The sequence below is a fragment of the Tengunoibacter tsumagoiensis genome (assembly GCF_003967535.1).
GTDB lineage: Bacteria > Chloroflexota > Ktedonobacteria > Ktedonobacterales > Ktedonobacteraceae > Tengunoibacter > Tengunoibacter tsumagoiensis.
Genome location: NZ_BIFR01000002.1, coordinates 2,322,122 through 2,338,100, shown reverse-complemented (window position 1 = coordinate 2,338,100; position 15,979 = coordinate 2,322,122). Strand labels below are relative to the sequence as shown.

Genomic DNA, 15,979 nt, shown 5'->3' with positions numbered 1-15,979 from the left:
GCGATGCCAGCTTTAGTTAGGATTCTGTATGGAAATTCTTTGCATAGAATTTTCTCATACTTTGATATGGATCTAATATAAGGAGAGGGTTAGCATGGCAGATATTGTCAATGCTTCAACTGTAGAGAATCCGGCGAGCTTGCCTTCTGTGCCTCGGCTACAACTCCCACGTTGGTGGAGCAGGATTGCTTTAGGGGGAGTCTTGTTGCTCTCGCTGTTTATGAATTTCTTTCAATTGGGACAGAACGGTTATGGAAACCTTTACTATGCTGCTGGTGTAAGGAGCATGGCCGATAATTTCCATAATTTTTTCTTTGTTTCATTTGATCCAGGTGGCTTTGTAACTGTAGATAAACCACCAGTTGGTTTCTGGTTGCAGACAATTAGTACAAAGATCTTTGGCTTTACTCCGTTTAGCATTTTCTTGCCACAAGCTCTCTGTGGCTTCCTTGCAGTTCTGTTACTCTACTTCCTTGTGCGACGTCACTTTGGAGAGATAGCAGGCTTAATTGCTGCTCTGGTGCTAGCTGTGACGCCGATCAGTGTTGTGACTGATCGCAATAATACCATTGATGGGACATTAGCTCTTGTTCTGATCTTAGCGGCCTGGGCAGTCATTCGAGCTGCTGAAAGTGGAAAGCTTCGCTGGTTGCTTTTGAGTGCGGCATTTGTTGGACTTGGTTTTAATATCAAAATGGCTGAGGCTTATCTCGTCGTTCCCGCACTTGGCATAACCTATTTGCTTTGTGCGCCAGGAAAGATCTGGACACGCGTCTGGCATCTTGCCGTTGCCCTGCTTGTACTGCTCTTACTCTCGCTCTCATGGGCGGCTACAGTCGACCTGATTCCAGCCAGTCAGCGCCCTTATGTCGGATCGACGAAGGATAACTCCGAACTCAGTCTGGCTTTTGGCTATAATGGCTTAAATCGCTTGCACATTGGAGGAAACAACGGGTATGGTGGCCGTAATCGTGGGGTGGGCAATCGAACGACCGAGTTTGCTTCAGAGGCAATTGCGACTCCTACCCCTGCAGCTACAGTTCAACCAAACAATATCCCTTCAGGATCTGGTGGAACCTTCAATCGTCAGCAGATTGAACAATTAGCCAATCAATATATGCAGGGAGGGGCCTCTGGTCCTCTTAGTCTGTTTGGCCCCTCGTTGGGCCCTCAGATTGCCTGGTTACTCCCCTTTGGCCTGCTGGCGATCGTTGCTCTGGCCTGGCAGCGTCGGCCTCGGTTTCAGACAGATAGGCAGCAGCTAGCATTATTATTATGGGGTTTCTGGCTGCTTACTATGACCATTTTCTTTACACTCAATGGCAGTTTCCATCAGTATTATATGACTGAAATGTCGCCCGGATTGGCCGCAATGGTGGGAATTGGAACCGTTGTACTGTGGAAGGATTACCTTCGTGTTGGGTGGCGTGGTTGGCTGCTACCTCTGGCATTCATTGTAACGGCTGGAACACAGATCTATCTGCTCTCCAGTTTTCCCGATTGGTCGCAATGGATGAGCCCGTTGATAGGTCTGGTGATCGTCATTGTAGCCCTCGTGCTGATAGTTGTTCGGCTAAAACCAGATCTCTCATGGAGAGGAACAGGGGTGTCAGCGAGACCAGGCCCTTCCTTGCGAGTGACTGGCGCAGTCGTAAGTGCAGGTTTTTTCATGCTCTTATTGGCACCTACCATCTGGTCTGGCTACTCAGTGATTCAGAATACCGAAAACTCTGCTCCCACAGCAGGCCCCAATGGGTTGAATGATCAGGCTCGTGGGGTCGGTGTCCGAGCCTTTTCAGGTGGGAACCAATATGGTAGAGGATCTGGTGCTGCTGGTTTTGGACGTCAGGGCGGGAATGGAGATGGACTGAGTCGTCGCAATGGAAGTGGTGGAGATGGCAATCAGCAAACTGGCCTGAACGCATTCGCAGGCGCATTTGGTGGTTTTCTGGGTGGGGGATCAGCCCAGGCGGATCCAGCCTTAATCTCATACCTGGAAGCTCATCAGGGGAATACAAAGTTTCTAGTTGCCACTCCGAGCTCTGCGACTGCTGATCCAATTATCCTTACGGCCAATAAGCCGGTGATGGCATTGGGAGGCTTTGGCGGCTCAGATCCAATCCTTACAACTGAGGATCTTCAGAATCTGATTCACGATAACACTATTCGTTTCTTCTTGCTCAATTCACCTCGCATCAATCAAGCCATTGCAGATCTGGTGCCAGAAGGTGAGAACGCTAATCAAGGCGGTGGTTTTAATTTTGGAGCCTTTGGTACAAATGTTGCGACTGGTTGGGTGACAAGCCATTGTCGTATTGTGCCAGCCAGTCAGTGGCAGAGCCAGAGCCGAGGAAGCTCATCCGGAACGCAGCTCTATGATTGTGCCTCAGTACCTTCCTGATAGACAAAAAGCCAGATAGCAACAAGCCAACCTCCTATTTATACTTTAAGTAGGAGGTCGGCTTGTTGCTGTGTCTAAAGCATATGTTGTGCGGTTATGATCCCTTTCAGCATATCAAGCATGAGAAGGGTATATTACGAACTATTCAGGCTTCTTAAAGCTTGCAAAAAAACTTAAATGCAGGTACAGTAAGAACATGTAGTCTGCAATCTAGGAGAGGTATATATTCATCGTTACAAACAAAAAAACTCTTTAGCTATCATGAATAGTAAGCAAAAATTTAACGATAGTATTATCTACCTTTTAATAAATTTTTGCTGTTGGTTGAAAATTAAAGCTAAAAACTACATCTTCTTAAATTAAAGATCATCAATATTTGTAATAGATTTCAGAATTTTTATCAGAAGTAAGGAAAAAATGAAAAATTTCGCTATAAAAGATACGAAAACCATGGATGGAGCCTTACTATCATCTAAAGAAAGGAAGTCTTCACTTTGGAAAAATGCCTGGATAGAAGCTAGTTGGGTATTTTTGATCAGCCGTCTTATTTTAATAGCATGTACGTTTCTCGGTCCTGGTGTCTTTGCTTACTGGTCTAGTGATGATAAACGGTGGGAAAATCCATTCATCTGCATTTCGCAAGCCAGACAATGCATAAAACTTTGGGATCATTGGGATGTAGGAGTATTTGTAGATGTTGCCCGTGCTGGTTATTGGAAGAGTGATAATTCTCTTACTCCCTTTTTCCCAGGATTTCCACTGCTGGTACATATATTTGGAGGTAGTTTTCCGCATCCGTATACAGCCCTTTTTTATACAGGTTTAATCGTAGCTAATGTTTGCTTTATACTTGGTTTAGTTTTTCTCTATCACAATGTTTCTCGTTATTTTACATCCGCTATAGCACGAGATACGTTGTTATTACTGGCTATTAATCCCTATGGCCTTTTTTTCTTTGTTGGCTATAGCGAGTCCCTTTTTTTTCTCCTCTGTATGATGATGTTTTTCTTTTTAGAACGTCAAAAACCGCTGGATTGGTGGCTGGCTGGAGCCTGTGGTCTATGTGCAAGCTTAACTCGTGCGCTTGGGATTGTCTTTGTTATTCCCTTTTTAGTTATTCTTCTACAGTATCTCTGGCCTTATCGTAGGACATTATTAGCACACTGGCGTTTATTTTTCAATGCTACATTGCCTTTATGCCTGGTTCCTTTAGGACTTTTGATCTACATGGTATACCTTGCTATTATCACTGGAAATCCGTTTGAATTTAGTGTCACGGAAGCACATCAGTGGGGTCGTATGTTAGATTTTCCCTGGAAGGGTATCATTAACGATATTATGTCATTTATTAAGCCAGATAAACATTTTGAGTCGAATCTGTTGGACTTGTTTTTTACTATTCTTTCTATTTTCACTCTCTGCGTTGGATGGAAGACGCTACCCTGGCATTATAGATTTTTTGCATTAATTCTATTAATGTGCTCGCTCAGCACTCCTATTCAAGGCATTGGATATCCGCTTTCTTCAATGCCCCGGTTCATGATGATTATATTTCCTTTATTTATCATTGCTGCAATTTGGTCGCAAAAAAATCCACGGTTGAGAAGTATAATAATTGGAGCATCCCTCGTTCTTTTTACTTTTCATGCGTTACTTTTTCTCGCAAATGGTTGGGTTGCGTAGTTTATGAGTTATCTCTCATTTACGAACTGATGCAGCTACACTCCTCTTGTTGGGGATGCCAGCTACCACCTCGCTGCTTAATGTGGCGAGCTGGCATGCCCTGATCGCATTGCCAGGCTGCCTCAAAGAGTGTCTGGTAATCGCGTCCTTTTTTCTTACTACTACGAGACGCAACAGAGAATGTACGAGGGCGCATCATAAATGGTGTAAAGGAGACACTATGATGAACATTTTAAGAAACAGCAGCTCTGTGAATTGAAATGGTTCCAACATTACTGACAAGTTCAAGATAAGCTGGTGCACCAACACCAATGGTTCCACGCCCCTGTGAACTCATCATTTTGTGCTGAAGTTGTATCTCTGGAAAGTCGTTGTAGATGTTTCCAACATTCGTTTTTGCCTCGACTTTCAGCACAGTAGTATCTATTAGTGTTACATCAATACTTCCAGCATTTGTCTTAAATGTATAATGAGCATCTGGATTGAACGAGCCAGTAAAATGAATCGAGCCCGCATTAGCTTCTATACTTGCCTGACCCTGTAAAGTAATCCCAGTGGCCTCGATAGTACCAGCTGTCGCATGGGCCGTTATCTCGCCAGTAACCTCATGTATAAGCGTTGTTCCAGCCGTATTGTAAAGCTGAAGATTGGCCAATCTGGGAACAAGTATTTCAAAATCGATGGTAGATGGATGCTTTGTTGGGGAAAAAGAAGGATACCGCACCTCAATGCTTACACGATTATCATTATTTTGCATGACAATCTCTGGTATAGCATCATTTCTGACCAGAGTAGTTGCTTTTACTTCAACATATTCATTGCTTCCAACGCTAACATGGATAAAACCCGCAGTATTTTTCACCAGGATTGTAGGATGAGAATGAACTGGAAATGTCTGATTTTGTACAAGCGTTTGCATCTTTTACTCCTTCATTTTGACACACTTTTCCATTTGTAGAGCTATCACCAGTCAAACAGTAACCAAAGCCAGGGCAACCATTATGTTTGATGGTACTATCAGATTATGCACCTGTGTTGTGAATAATCTCCAATAAAAATGTGAATTTGTGTATATCCTATTGATATAGTACCATATTTTGTTAAATATTGTCAATCAATTGAAGATAATTGCTATAAAAATAGAGATTATTAATGGCCTTCACGAATGAAGAATGGGCCAGTAACTTTTATTGTTACTGACCCATTCTGGATCTCAGTCTCTGATAGTAAGTGATGCTCAGGTAGATTAGCTTAAGGCGTCGCGAACGGTCAGACCAAAGCGTTCTACAATAGGTCCTAACGTTGCCAGTAGAATCGAACTAATCACGAGAACAATCACAATATTGCTTAGCGACCAGACGAGCCAGGCCACCAGATACACGTTCGGTGCTGTAAAACCAAAGGCCAACAAAATAGAATTACCATAGAGTCCGCCAATAATATTGGTTGGAATAACTGCACAGACGAGGAAGAACAGGAAGCCACGCAAAGTAAAGACGTCTTTGCCAATTGAACTGACGCCAAACCGGGGTGCGAAGACGCGATAAAGGATCATAGGTATACAAAGCTGAATAAAATCAGTCGCCCCAAAGGGAATAGCCACCGCGATTGGCATACCAGTTAAGAGGCCAGCACCAACAAAATTACCAATATAAGCGATAACGAAGGCCCAGCCCCCGAACCAGATCGCAAAAGGAATACCAAAGCCAATCGCGATAAACACCGTTCCTACGTATGAAGCCACACTGGGCAGTGTACCAACCGAGAAATAGGAAAGCACTGTATAAACAGCCGTAGCTGCGGCGATCACAACGAGCTGTGGCAGGTTTGGCCATCCTGTAAAGCGTAACGTATAGTTGATCCTGGTTGAAGCATTGCCTTCAATAGCTGGTGGCTCATCAGGATATTCAGGTAGAGCTGGCGAAACGACTTCATTCTGTTCAATAGGCGTCGATTGTAAAGATTCTTCCATAATTGCCTGGACCTTTCTTGTGGTATGTTAAACTAAATAAACAAACTACCTACACTAATAAACTACATTTCACGAGCATTATGGGGTATTATTTATCGGAATGTGTGAAATTTTTTGAGAATGGAGCACCTGAAAGTTCTCCATTGTTTCGATAGCTGTTGGCTTCCCCAGTATACCTGATATTCGATCCACTCGTAAAAGAGAGCGAACATTCCTCTTGATAGTACATAATCATACTGGTGCAACCCTCCAATACTTTATTAACTTAATTGTTCAGCACGCTCGTAACAATCCATTGCTTCTTGCCTGCGCCCAAGGGCATCTAGCACTGTTCCTCTGTTCGACCAGGCTTGAGAGTCGTTAGGATTGAGATACATAGCCTGTTCATATGCCATTAAGGCCTCTTTGTAGCGCTCCAGAGCAAAATAAGTATCCCCTAAAGCCAGCCAGAGGGAAGACTTATTTCCATGGATCTCTAATGCTCGATGATAGGCCTGTAGAGCTCCATCGTAATCATGGGTTGTGAACAATTTATCGCCTCGCTTCTCCCAATCTTCTACGGTGTTATTAGAGAGTGGAGTGAGCGGTGTCAAAGATAAAGGAGGCGTCATCTGTTGAGAATCGGACAGATAATGAGGAATAGGCGTTGCCTGTATTCCAGACAGAGATGATCTATCTGTACCTGTAGTTGATCGCTGCTCAGTATGAGCAGTAGGTGGTGGTGGCGTGACTGGATTCTGCACACCTCCAGACCGCTCTCTTATTTCATTTCGTGTCTGAGTCTGGCTGCTTGATGTCGTAGAGCGAGATATTAAAGCCATAAGATCCTGCACGAACAGATCCACACCTGGATAGCGCTGTTCAGGTCGTTGCTGGGCTGCTCGCTGTAAGACAGGCAGCAGATATTGGTAATCAGTTGCCGATAATAACTGTGAAAAAAGCTGCTGACAGATAATAGCCAAAGCATATTGATCGCTAGAAGGTTTAGCCGCGTTCCAATAGATGCGCATATCATTCGCCTGAATGCTCATGCTATTCGCTTGATAAAGCTCTGGTGCCAGATAGGGAGCGGTAGGAGGATGTAGGCGAGCCAGACCAAAATCTGCCAGCCAGAGGTGATGTTGCTGTGATAACAGGATATTGCCAGGCGTTAAAGCACCATGCACAAGCCCTCGGCCATGGACCGCACTTAAGGCTGAACCCGCCTGCTGAACCAGATGCATCAAAAGAGCTGATAAAGACACTCCTTGAGATAAAAGCTGCTGCTGAACTTCCTTCTTCTGGTAATAGGTTGCAAACGTACTGATATTAGCAGGGAGATACTGGCAAAGAGTCAGCAAATAGGTGCCACGTCCAGAATGAAATGTATTCATCTCAGATGTTGGCTGCATACTTCCATTTTCACCAGGTACCCAGGTAGAACAACTAAAGACAGGAAGGATTGAGCGATGACGAAGCGTCGTAATCACCCGAACTTCGCGTCGCGCTGCGTCCCAGAGATGAACGCTTGCGTTATCTGCTGCAATCAACTTAATGACAGCAGGCTGATTAGAACGTTGATGAATGGCCAGATAGGCATGTCCGCTTCTTCCAGTACCAAGATTTCGCTGAATGCGATACATCCCAATCGTTGCGCTAGCTGCAAGAGTGCCACAGATAGGGCAGACCAATTCACCAGCCTGCAATGGATGTGCAGGATGTCCCAGACAAAACGCTTGTGCACCTTCCTGACTTTGTCTGTTGTGAGTATCTTCCACTGTCTACTGCCTTTCCTGTGCACCTACCATCCGAAATCCCACTTCTTACAACCTTTGTGCACTCTTTCGTACATAAAATTATGATCAATGTATCTTGCCTGGGCAGGTGGCATTGAACCAGTGATTCAATACCACCACAGCCACGGGTGATTTAATCGGTAAATGGTAGTTGATAGGAACGTTGAGTTTGATGCATACGTTGTCGGTATGAATCGTGCTCGAGATCCTGTATCGGTTGAAAAATGGGCTCAGGTCGATAGCCATCTATTTCATTCATAATGTATTCCGCATCTTCTGAGCGTAGATGCTGAGATGGAGATTTCAGAAATGCCTGTTCTGGAAATGGCTCCTGAGCTACTTGCGGTGTCATACTGCGGGTTGATGAATGAGCAGACTGTGCGACCTGAGTTACCTGAGAGAGAACGCTGCGCTGTTGTTGTAGCAACAGATCAATCTCACGGAGCATACGATCCAGACTCATACGCTCATAACTCCCGGGATGAAGATCGGTTATCGCTGAAGTCTGCTTAAATTCAAAGAGCGATTCACGAATGCGTCGTGTCAGATTCCGCATATACTCTATCGCCCCGCCAAAGCGATTCCATTGGCTTGTCTGCATACGGTGTAAGTGCGCAATACCCATGAAGATAGAGTGTAGCTCCGCAGCACTTCTCGGTGGTTGTTGTTCAGACGACCAGGGGATCTGACCCTGTCCCAGACGTTCTACGCCTGCTTGTAGCATCTTGCTATCTTGAAGTAACTGGTCATATTTTGCTCCACGCTGTGAGAGGGCACTAATGCGATCCAACATCAGATTGAGGCTGATAGCGATAGGAAGCAATGGGCCAGGAATGGTAGGGGCGCGAGCGGAGATATCACCACGCGCAACGCGAGCATGGACTTCACGGAGCGTAGCAATGCCTTGTTCCATAATCTGCTTCTCTTGAGCCGAGCGCGTTGCCTCATCTGCTTCACGGCGTGTGACCTGTAGCTCTCGGCGCGAGATGACCAATTCACCACGCATCTGCATCGTTAAGCGGTTGTTCTCCAGGAGCGTTAGAGCCTGGCGAACAATAACAATCAGAATCAGTGCCAGAGCAACCAGATCGGCTTGAATGATTGTCGATCCACCACGCGTGGTCACGTTTGTCAGCAATAGGGCACAAGTACCGATGACAAGGATAAATGGCGCAATCGTCTGAGCTGTAGTGCTAAACTGCGCCCATCGACCAGGAAGAATCAGCGATGGAATAGTGCGTCCAGAATTTTTTGTCCGCTCTTCCTGCTCTTGTTCGCGTGCAATACTCCGTGGATACTCAATGGCTGCCAGCCCGATTAAGGCCATGCTTAGCGGCCATAACACATCCTGAACCGTTCCTGTATTAAAGCTCCCACTCAGCGAATAGAATGCCAGCAGACTATCGGTAATCGCCAGAAAGAACAATCCCATACACAGGAGCATAAAGACTGATTGCTGCATACGGTTGGCCAGAGGACTAAACATCAGGAAGGCACCAACTGCAACCAGGAACAGATCACCAGTGGGAAAGTAGATAGAGAGAAAGGCTGCGCCCGTACTTGGTGCTTGAGCCAGTCCGGCAATCAATGGGCTTAACAGGAAGAACCAGGAGATCGCCAGTGCAGCTCCAATAAAAGCGAGTGAATCGAGCAAGAGCCGAACCCGTCCAACAGAAGCCTTGTTGCGACGTGTAAGGAGCAACGTACCTAATAAGAAGAAAGGATAACTAAGAACAAAACCGATATCGTAGAGACCAGGGAATGGAACATCGGCACTATTCATACGAATGTCATAACTGGTCCAGATCGCCTGGCCGCTGGCGTAGAGCGCAATCCCGATCGCTAGAGCTCCCCAGGCATAGAAAGCTCTCTGAGCCGCCTGTGCTTCAGCGTGGGCTATCGCAATCTCATTGGGAGAACGTCGCTCATTGGTTGTTTGCAGTAAGGCCCGCCGTAATTGGAGAGCAACCGTTCTCAATCGTAATGCAATACGTGTACAGAAAATGAAGCCCATTCCTTCTCCCACAAATTGGAAGATATCAGAAGCTCCTTTGAGAAAGAAACTTTTGCCGGGTGTCTGTCCAAAGAGCACCATAAAGATCAGAAACAAAGAGAAACCAGCGGCAAAGATCAGTACAATCCAGGGAGCTGAACGTTCTCCCCAGGCATCACGAGCCAGAGCTTCTCCATGGAATTGGGTCGATGAACTCTGACGCAATCTAGGGTTTTTTGAGCGATTGTCAGGGACCGTATTCACTGTATTCGATGGATCTGCTCCAAAGGCTGGAACATTGAGCTGGCCCAGCGGACCAGAAAAATGCGGTGCGTCACTGTAAGACATAACTGCTCCTCTTGAACTCAACGCAAACGTTGTGGCAAGCGATTGCTCACCGTCTGATCTGCTGGTGTAGAGATCTGAAATGGAAGCTTAGCGTGAGACGCTAGAAAATTCCATTGCCCTAGCAGACCGTGAAGATAACGATCGGTTCCCCATGTCTTGCCGGCATTGCTTACCAGGAGGCCCAGGAGAGCCAGCAGATACACAAGGATAATCCCAGGGTCATTGCCACTATTCCCAATGAGCCCGCCAAATAGATTGAGTGTTGACCAGCCTGCAAGTGTAAAGAGAATGCCTGTGCAACAGGTAAGATTGGTCAACGTCCCACTCATCAATCCAAAAGCAATACATGCTTCGCCAATAGCCAGACTGTACGCAAAACCAGAAGGTTGTGCCCTTCCAATCGATCCCCAGAAGGTAAGCCAGCTACGAAAGAATGGGGATGCATAGTAGGCTTCCTCAGTTAGATAGCGGGCCACATGTGCAACAAAAGGCGACTGCCATTTTTGCCAGGCATCCCAGGCCCAGAGCACCCCAAACAGAATCCTGAGTGCCGCAACCGTCTGTTGGCGACGAAGAACCTGTTGGCTCTTCTGATAAGAGGAATGTCCAGCACGCAACCAGGATTGAGAAGGCGTTCCCTCATATGACTGTATTGTTCGCATCAACAGTTTTACTTGTTTTCTTGGCACAGATTTTGGTTTAGCTGCGCGTGATAAGCTTTTTTGCCCATTCACAGAATAACCAGAAGAACTTTTTGGACGCGTTTTAGGAACGTGAGACGATGGTACAGTTTCGTAGCCCACAAGATCCATCCTTTACAAAACTGTTGACCCAACGCAGTTACAAGGTATCTAGATAGTGTTTTTACTGAGAACACTCTCAACAAAATGAGCGATCATAGATCAAGCAATGCGTTGCTTCTACAAACACAGTAACTGTAAGGAGTATATGTTGAAGAACTTGCGGTAGTCTCCCAGATAACTTCTGATCGTTATCTTGAAATGAAAGACGCTTCATGTGGATATGCAGGAACGCACCATGAGGGTAAGAAATGGGCCTGATCGGGCTACCCAGGCGCTTTGAAGCGAGAGATAGGAGCATCTAAGAGTAAGGTGAAAATACCTATTACCAGGAGATAAAGACAGATGAGTAAGAGGGTTGTCCACAAAAGAAAATGAGAAATGAGTAAGACGGTATAAGAAATTTTCTTATACTATCTTTCAACAATGTTGAAGAATATCGCGATTTCTTATACGAGCGTATCATAACATTTCGGTTGACGTTGTTTGCTATTTGTTATCTTTGTCGCACATTGCACAACAATTTTTACGCGAAATTAATCTTGCAAGGATGGACAAAGTGTGTGAAATGTGTTAAGCTTCAAGTACGTCATACCCTCTCATCTGTTTTGAAGCATATACTAGTGAAGATGCAGTCACGAGAGCGTAAGCAGAGATAATGGGTGTGAAGTCTGGTATTGAAGGGCAGCAAGTCCCATCTGATTATTTCTCTGCTGGAGAGAAGATAATCATAAGAAAAAGATTGCTGAAAGAAGTATGGCTGCTACTCTGGATCCTGGCGATATTTGTTTGGCATAAACATTAAAATGTAGCCAGTCTCTAAGATTGATGAGATCTCAATTCCAAATGCGCGTGTCTTAAGCCTTGTACGGGAAAGAACATTGCGCACTGGTCGCATCTCCTGATCCCAGACACCAGCCTCAAGAGCTTCTTGTAGTCTTTGGCGGCTGCGAGCGACTGCGCTCTCGCTCACGCGCCCCATATTAAAGCTAGCAAGTAGTATTTCATAGGGACAATAGTAAGGATAGGCCTCTAGAAGGGGGAGCAGGACACAGATCTCGCTGGTTGTAAACTGCTGTTCTACCAGCATGTGTGGTCGGTCCTGTTTAATGGTGAGGTGAGAGAGCGTGCCTATGGTCGTATTTAAGGCCAGGGTATGACCTGCTGGCAAAAGCCCTTGTAATGAGAAGTGTAGAACCTCTTCTACGTTGTCTTGTAGATAGCTAGCTGGGGCTTTCACCTTGCGCAGAGAAACTTTTTGCATATGGGTGCTCCTCGTCTGGCTGGCAACGTATTTAGCTATTCTCAATGAACCTTTGACCCATATCTTCCATGAAGGCATGTATACGCCTGGATGCCTCGGGTAGAGTAGATGGGAGGGTTGGTTGATGAATATCAATATGTCCGTCAACAATGCATCTGGTTAAAATGTGATCAGTGCATTAGATTGTACCTTCTTTCAAAAATAGCAAGCAAGCAGGAAGTTATAGAAAGAATGTACATAATATACAGTACACTATCCGAGTGGAAAAATCAAGTCTTTGTATCAGTAAGGGTGTCATTTGCTTTTTGGCAACTGTACTGAAGCATTTTTTTTTCGGACTAGAACTTTGTATGGTGGCAATGCAAAAAAGGAACGTATCGACTTTTACTGGTAAGTTCTTTTTTGCAGGATTTTCCACTGCAAAATATCTTGCCTGAATCAGGGAGGATCACGTAAGATAGAAGAATCTTGCATGTTACTCCACGTCTCACACCTCGCGAAGCTTTTCATAGTAGGTTCCAGGAAAAGAGCATGGATATGCAACCACTTTTCACTCATAATCGACTGTATCTCGGCGTCTGGGTAGCGAGCCTTATCATCTGGAGAATAATAGATGTGATATTCTTTCAATAAGGGCTTCAAAGCAGTGTTTTGAAGCCCTTAACTGTCAAACTAGAGAAATAAGGCCACGCTTGAGCGACGGGGGCCTATATCATAAGTGATTTAAGTCAGGTATAAAATGGCGCTGGAAGCCCATTGACAACCTTTTTGTTAGCAAGCTGCAAAGGGTATTGAGAGGAAAGAGCATGCAATAGGACAGGAGTGATCCCCTCTTGTTCTCTCATTGCCTGCCAGCTGTAAAGCATAGTCATACATGAACCTGCAATAGCAGACGAGCTAGAGAACAAGAAGGAGTCTGCCGTATAGCAATTAGCCGCTTCATATCAATGAAGCAAACGATCGGTTTGATGAGGGTCGTTGATGATCATGCTAATTAGAAATAGGTCACTCAATTAAGATAATCGTTGTAGCCAGCAATTCGTTGCGCGGATCTTGCTGAGATCTTGCATCTTAACAAGATCTTGAGATATTGTTGATCTTTTCGACACCAATTCATGCCGTATCTCTACTATACTAAGGATGGGTCGCAGAGCATTGACTCCAGTAAAGGCAGATCTCTAGAGGCAGCCATTCGACAGAGAGCAAGATAGGAAGTTTTGCCATCAAGAATATGCGTGAAGAGAGATGTTAATAGGAAGATGCTTTTGCTGGTGTTTCTTGTTCTCCAACCTGACTCTCCAATAAATCTGCGACCCCTTTTCACCTCTTCATTGCAATCCCTTCTCATTCAGGGTTGACACACCTGTCACGATTTATGATAATTAATTTTTAGAGGTAGCAAAGCCCCGATTTATTAGTTGAATGAGGAGTCAGTTATGTCACCTGAATTACGCACATTGCCTATTCGTGCAGTTGATTGTCTTAAACTTTGTTATAAACTCCACGAGCGCGGTGAGCGTATTACGACAAAGGGTGTGCGCGAGCGGCTACAAGCCCTGGAGCCAACCGGACAATTGAGCGATGCAACAATTACACAATTGTTTAAGTGGTTGGCTGAACATGGCTATGTCGTGCATACTCCCTATTATGGGGTAGCATTGACGACCGATGGAGAGTTAGCTGCTGCGGAATTAGTACGGCATCATCGACTGTTAGAGCTTTTCCTCGTCAAATTTATGGGCTTTCCCTTAGATAAGGTAGATGCAGAAGCCGAACAATTGGAGCATGCTATTTCAGAGGCTTTTGAAGATCGCATGGATGAGATGTTAGGGCATCCAACAGAAGACCCACATGGTGACCCTATACCAAGCAAAAAAGGTGTCGTTGTTGTTACACCAACGCAGCCATTATCGCAATTGCCGCTTGGACTACAAGCTGTTGTCCAGCGCGTCAATGATGATGACCCGGAACTTTTGCGTTATCTCACTTCATTAGGATTAATCCCAGGTGCCCTCGTTCGAGTGGAAAGTGTTGCTCCATATGGTGATGTTTACACCCTTAGTATAGCTGATTCTTTTTATTCTGTAGGTGGATCGGTGATGCAGCATGTATTAGTTCGCCTGCTCAGTACCGAATCCTCTTCTCCTTTCTCTTCAACTCCCCACAAACAGCCATCAGAGCAGAATAGCGTAGACTAGGCACCCTGCTATTTCTTCCTTTCTATCCATTCCATTAGCACCAGGCAGCCATAGAGCAAAAGAGTCACGACCTTATGCTATTCTGTACCTAACTACACTATTATGTGTTTCCTATAAAAAATTTGTTCCTCTTGCGCTTGCTAAAAAAAGCGATAAATCTTTATCTAATATGAGAATTTTTCTATGCGTATAAGAAGACCGAGGGAGGAACTTCTCTGATTATCAATTTATTTTTGTCTGATTATTTTGATGAAGGTAATGAAGTATGATTATAGTACTAAATATTAATAATGTATCTAGCTCGATCTCTAAATCGTATTACATAGAGAAGTACAAAAACATCCATGGATAGTTCTACTGGAATTTCTGTGGGTAGGCAGATTCTTTCTAGAATGGTGCCATCTGATTAGTTTATCTCTAAAGGAGTATATATTTTATGAGCAGTGAATTATTGACCGTTGCCGAAGTTGCTGATATTCTGCGCGTTGATGGAACAACCGTCCGCCGTTGGGTAAAGCTCGGCGTGCTTGATGCAGTCGTATTACCTCATCTCAACGAGCGTCAGGCTTATCGTATTAAACGTGAGACCCTTGATAAAATGTTGGGTGAAACTATTAATCAGGAAGTCACACACGCTTAAAATCTTCTTTTTTGCATTGAAGAAGATGGATGCTTCATTTATAGAAGTGTTCATCTTCTTTTTTTATACAAAATGGAGAGGTGCCTTTATCAGCAAGGAGATGGAGCTGCAATACCACGGAAGTATATATGGATGAGTGAGGTAACGATTTCTTCGGGATTCTCTTGCTTATAAATGTGAATATAGCTCCGTGGTGTAAAGAGGGCAAAAAAAGCTCTCAGCATCGTTATAGTTGAAATCTGCTTATCAAATTCTCCCCACTCTTTGCCTTCATCAAGTAAGTAAGTCACGCGTGATGAAAGTCCTTCCCAGAGGCCACGCAGACAGCCCTGTTTCTCTTCTATCATCCTCTTAATATCGATTGCATTATACATATTGGAGAGTAGATATGTATGTTTACTGAAAAGTCCGCTATAGATGGCACGGATAAATACTTCTAGTTTTTCGCGTGCAGTGGGTACCAGTGCTATCTGGGCATCAATGGTATTTAAAAATATTTCCAGGTCCCTTTGGATAATTGCGACAACCAGATCATCTTTACGTGCAAAGTGCAGGTAAATGGTGCCTTTTGCAATGCCTACCCGCGCAGCAATCTCTTCCATCGAGGTGTCATAGTAGCCTTTTTCCAGGAAAACCTCTTCAGCCTTTTCCAAAATCAACATCTCTCGCTCCTGACGATGCTTCTCTTTTAGCGATTGTGCGACATATGCCTCTTGCATTATTGTACCTCTCTCATCTTCTGCAATGCTGATTCATGGCTGGCTGCTACTTTGGTTGAATTGATGGTAAGAATATGACTTATTGGTCATTATTTTACGTCAAAGTCAATAAACTGTCAAGGGTGTCGCGAGATGCAAAGATGACAGGATAAAGCAGTACAATAAACGAGTGATTATGTTTAAAAG

The 15,979-nt window shown here is 44.7% G+C and carries 11 protein-coding genes; 4 read left to right on the top strand and 7 right to left on the bottom strand.

The features are described from left to right. Positions 1–94 precede the first annotated feature (94 nt). Together EL628_RS29465 and EL628_RS29460 are read left to right on the top strand one after the other, a co-directional pair. Entirely contained in the window at positions 95–2,401 is a 2,307-nt protein-coding gene (locus tag EL628_RS29465; RefSeq protein ID WP_126583544.1) for a glycosyltransferase family 39 protein, read from the top strand. A 417-nt stretch (positions 2,402–2,818) separates the two neighbouring features. Beyond that, the gene (locus EL628_RS29460; RefSeq protein ID WP_126583543.1) at positions 2,819–4,084 is read left to right on the top strand and encodes a glycosyltransferase family protein; all 1,266 of its coding nucleotides are present in this window, start codon (positions 2,819–2,821) and stop codon (positions 4,082–4,084) included. Between the two features lie 232 nt (positions 4,085–4,316). On the opposite strand, the gene EL628_RS29455 is transcribed toward EL628_RS29460, so the two are convergent. The 6 genes from EL628_RS29455 to EL628_RS29430 form a co-directional block, all read right to left on the bottom strand. Continuing rightward, on the bottom strand, positions 4,317–5,003 hold the full coding sequence (locus EL628_RS29455) for a DUF4097 family beta strand repeat-containing protein (protein WP_126583542.1): 687 nt from the start codon (positions 5,001–5,003) through the stop codon (positions 4,317–4,319). A gap of 327 nt (positions 5,004–5,330) precedes the next feature. Further along, positions 5,331–6,056 (bottom strand): hypothetical protein, encoded by a 726-nt coding sequence (locus EL628_RS29450; protein WP_126583541.1) that lies wholly within the window; start codon positions 6,054–6,056, stop codon positions 5,331–5,333. 260 nt (positions 6,057–6,316) lie between these two features. Continuing rightward, positions 6,317–7,813 (bottom strand): protein kinase family protein, encoded by a 1,497-nt coding sequence (locus EL628_RS29445; protein ID WP_126583540.1) that lies wholly within the window; start codon positions 7,811–7,813, stop codon positions 6,317–6,319. A gap of 151 nt (positions 7,814–7,964) precedes the next feature. Continuing rightward, on the bottom strand, positions 7,965–10,172 hold the full coding sequence (locus tag EL628_RS29440) for a hypothetical protein (protein ID WP_126583539.1): 2,208 nt from the start codon (positions 10,170–10,172) through the stop codon (positions 7,965–7,967). Positions 10,173–10,189: 17 nt separating this feature from the next. After that, entirely contained in the window at positions 10,190–10,834 is a 645-nt protein-coding gene (locus EL628_RS29435) for a DoxX family membrane protein (protein WP_161975871.1), read from the bottom strand. Positions 10,835–11,735: 901 nt separating this feature from the next. Then, entirely contained in the window at positions 11,736–12,236 is a 501-nt protein-coding gene (locus EL628_RS29430; protein ID WP_126583537.1) for a hypothetical protein, read from the bottom strand. A gap of 1,436 nt (positions 12,237–13,672) precedes the next feature. Between EL628_RS29430 and EL628_RS29425 the strand changes: the two genes are divergently transcribed. Then, positions 13,673–14,434, top strand: a complete 762-nt coding sequence (locus EL628_RS29425) for a metal-dependent transcriptional regulator (protein WP_126583536.1) — start codon at positions 13,673–13,675, stop codon at positions 14,432–14,434. A gap of 436 nt (positions 14,435–14,870) precedes the next feature. Next, positions 14,871–15,074, top strand: coding sequence for a helix-turn-helix domain-containing protein (locus EL628_RS29420; protein ID WP_126583535.1), 204 nt, complete (start codon positions 14,871–14,873; stop codon positions 15,072–15,074). An 89-nt stretch (positions 15,075–15,163) separates the two neighbouring features. Here EL628_RS29420 and EL628_RS29415 read toward each other — a convergent pair whose 3' ends face one another. Further along, positions 15,164–15,736: a TetR/AcrR family transcriptional regulator gene (locus EL628_RS29415; RefSeq protein WP_161975870.1), complete on the bottom strand. Its 573-nt coding sequence runs from the start codon at positions 15,734–15,736 to the stop codon at positions 15,164–15,166. Positions 15,737–15,979 lie beyond the last annotated feature (243 nt).

What these genes read in the sequence shown, in the direction of transcription:
- EL628_RS29430 (WP_126583537.1), bottom strand. Translation starts at nt 12,236, where the DNA reads ATGCAAAAAGTTTCTCTGCGCAAGGTGAAAGCCCCAGCTAGCTATCTA.
- EL628_RS29460 (WP_126583543.1), top strand. Translation starts at nt 2,819, where the DNA reads ATGAAAAATTTCGCTATAAAAGATACGAAAACCATGGATGGAGCCTTA.
- EL628_RS29415 (WP_161975870.1), bottom strand. Translation starts at nt 15,736, where the DNA reads ATGTTGATTTTGGAAAAGGCTGAAGAGGTTTTCCTGGAAAAAGGCTAC.
- EL628_RS29450 (WP_126583541.1), bottom strand. Translation starts at nt 6,056, where the DNA reads ATGGAAGAATCTTTACAATCGACGCCTATTGAACAGAATGAAGTCGTT.
- EL628_RS29465 (WP_126583544.1), top strand. Translation starts at nt 95, where the DNA reads ATGGCAGATATTGTCAATGCTTCAACTGTAGAGAATCCGGCGAGCTTG.
- EL628_RS29455 (WP_126583542.1), bottom strand. Translation starts at nt 5,003, where the DNA reads ATGCAAACGCTTGTACAAAATCAGACATTTCCAGTTCATTCTCATCCT.
- EL628_RS29440 (WP_126583539.1), bottom strand. Translation starts at nt 10,172, where the DNA reads ATGTCTTACAGTGACGCACCGCATTTTTCTGGTCCGCTGGGCCAGCTC.
- EL628_RS29425 (WP_126583536.1), top strand. Translation starts at nt 13,673, where the DNA reads ATGTCACCTGAATTACGCACATTGCCTATTCGTGCAGTTGATTGTCTT.
- EL628_RS29435 (WP_161975871.1), bottom strand. Translation starts at nt 10,834, where the DNA reads ATGCGAACAATACAGTCATATGAGGGAACGCCTTCTCAATCCTGGTTG.
- EL628_RS29420 (WP_126583535.1), top strand. Translation starts at nt 14,871, where the DNA reads ATGAGCAGTGAATTATTGACCGTTGCCGAAGTTGCTGATATTCTGCGC.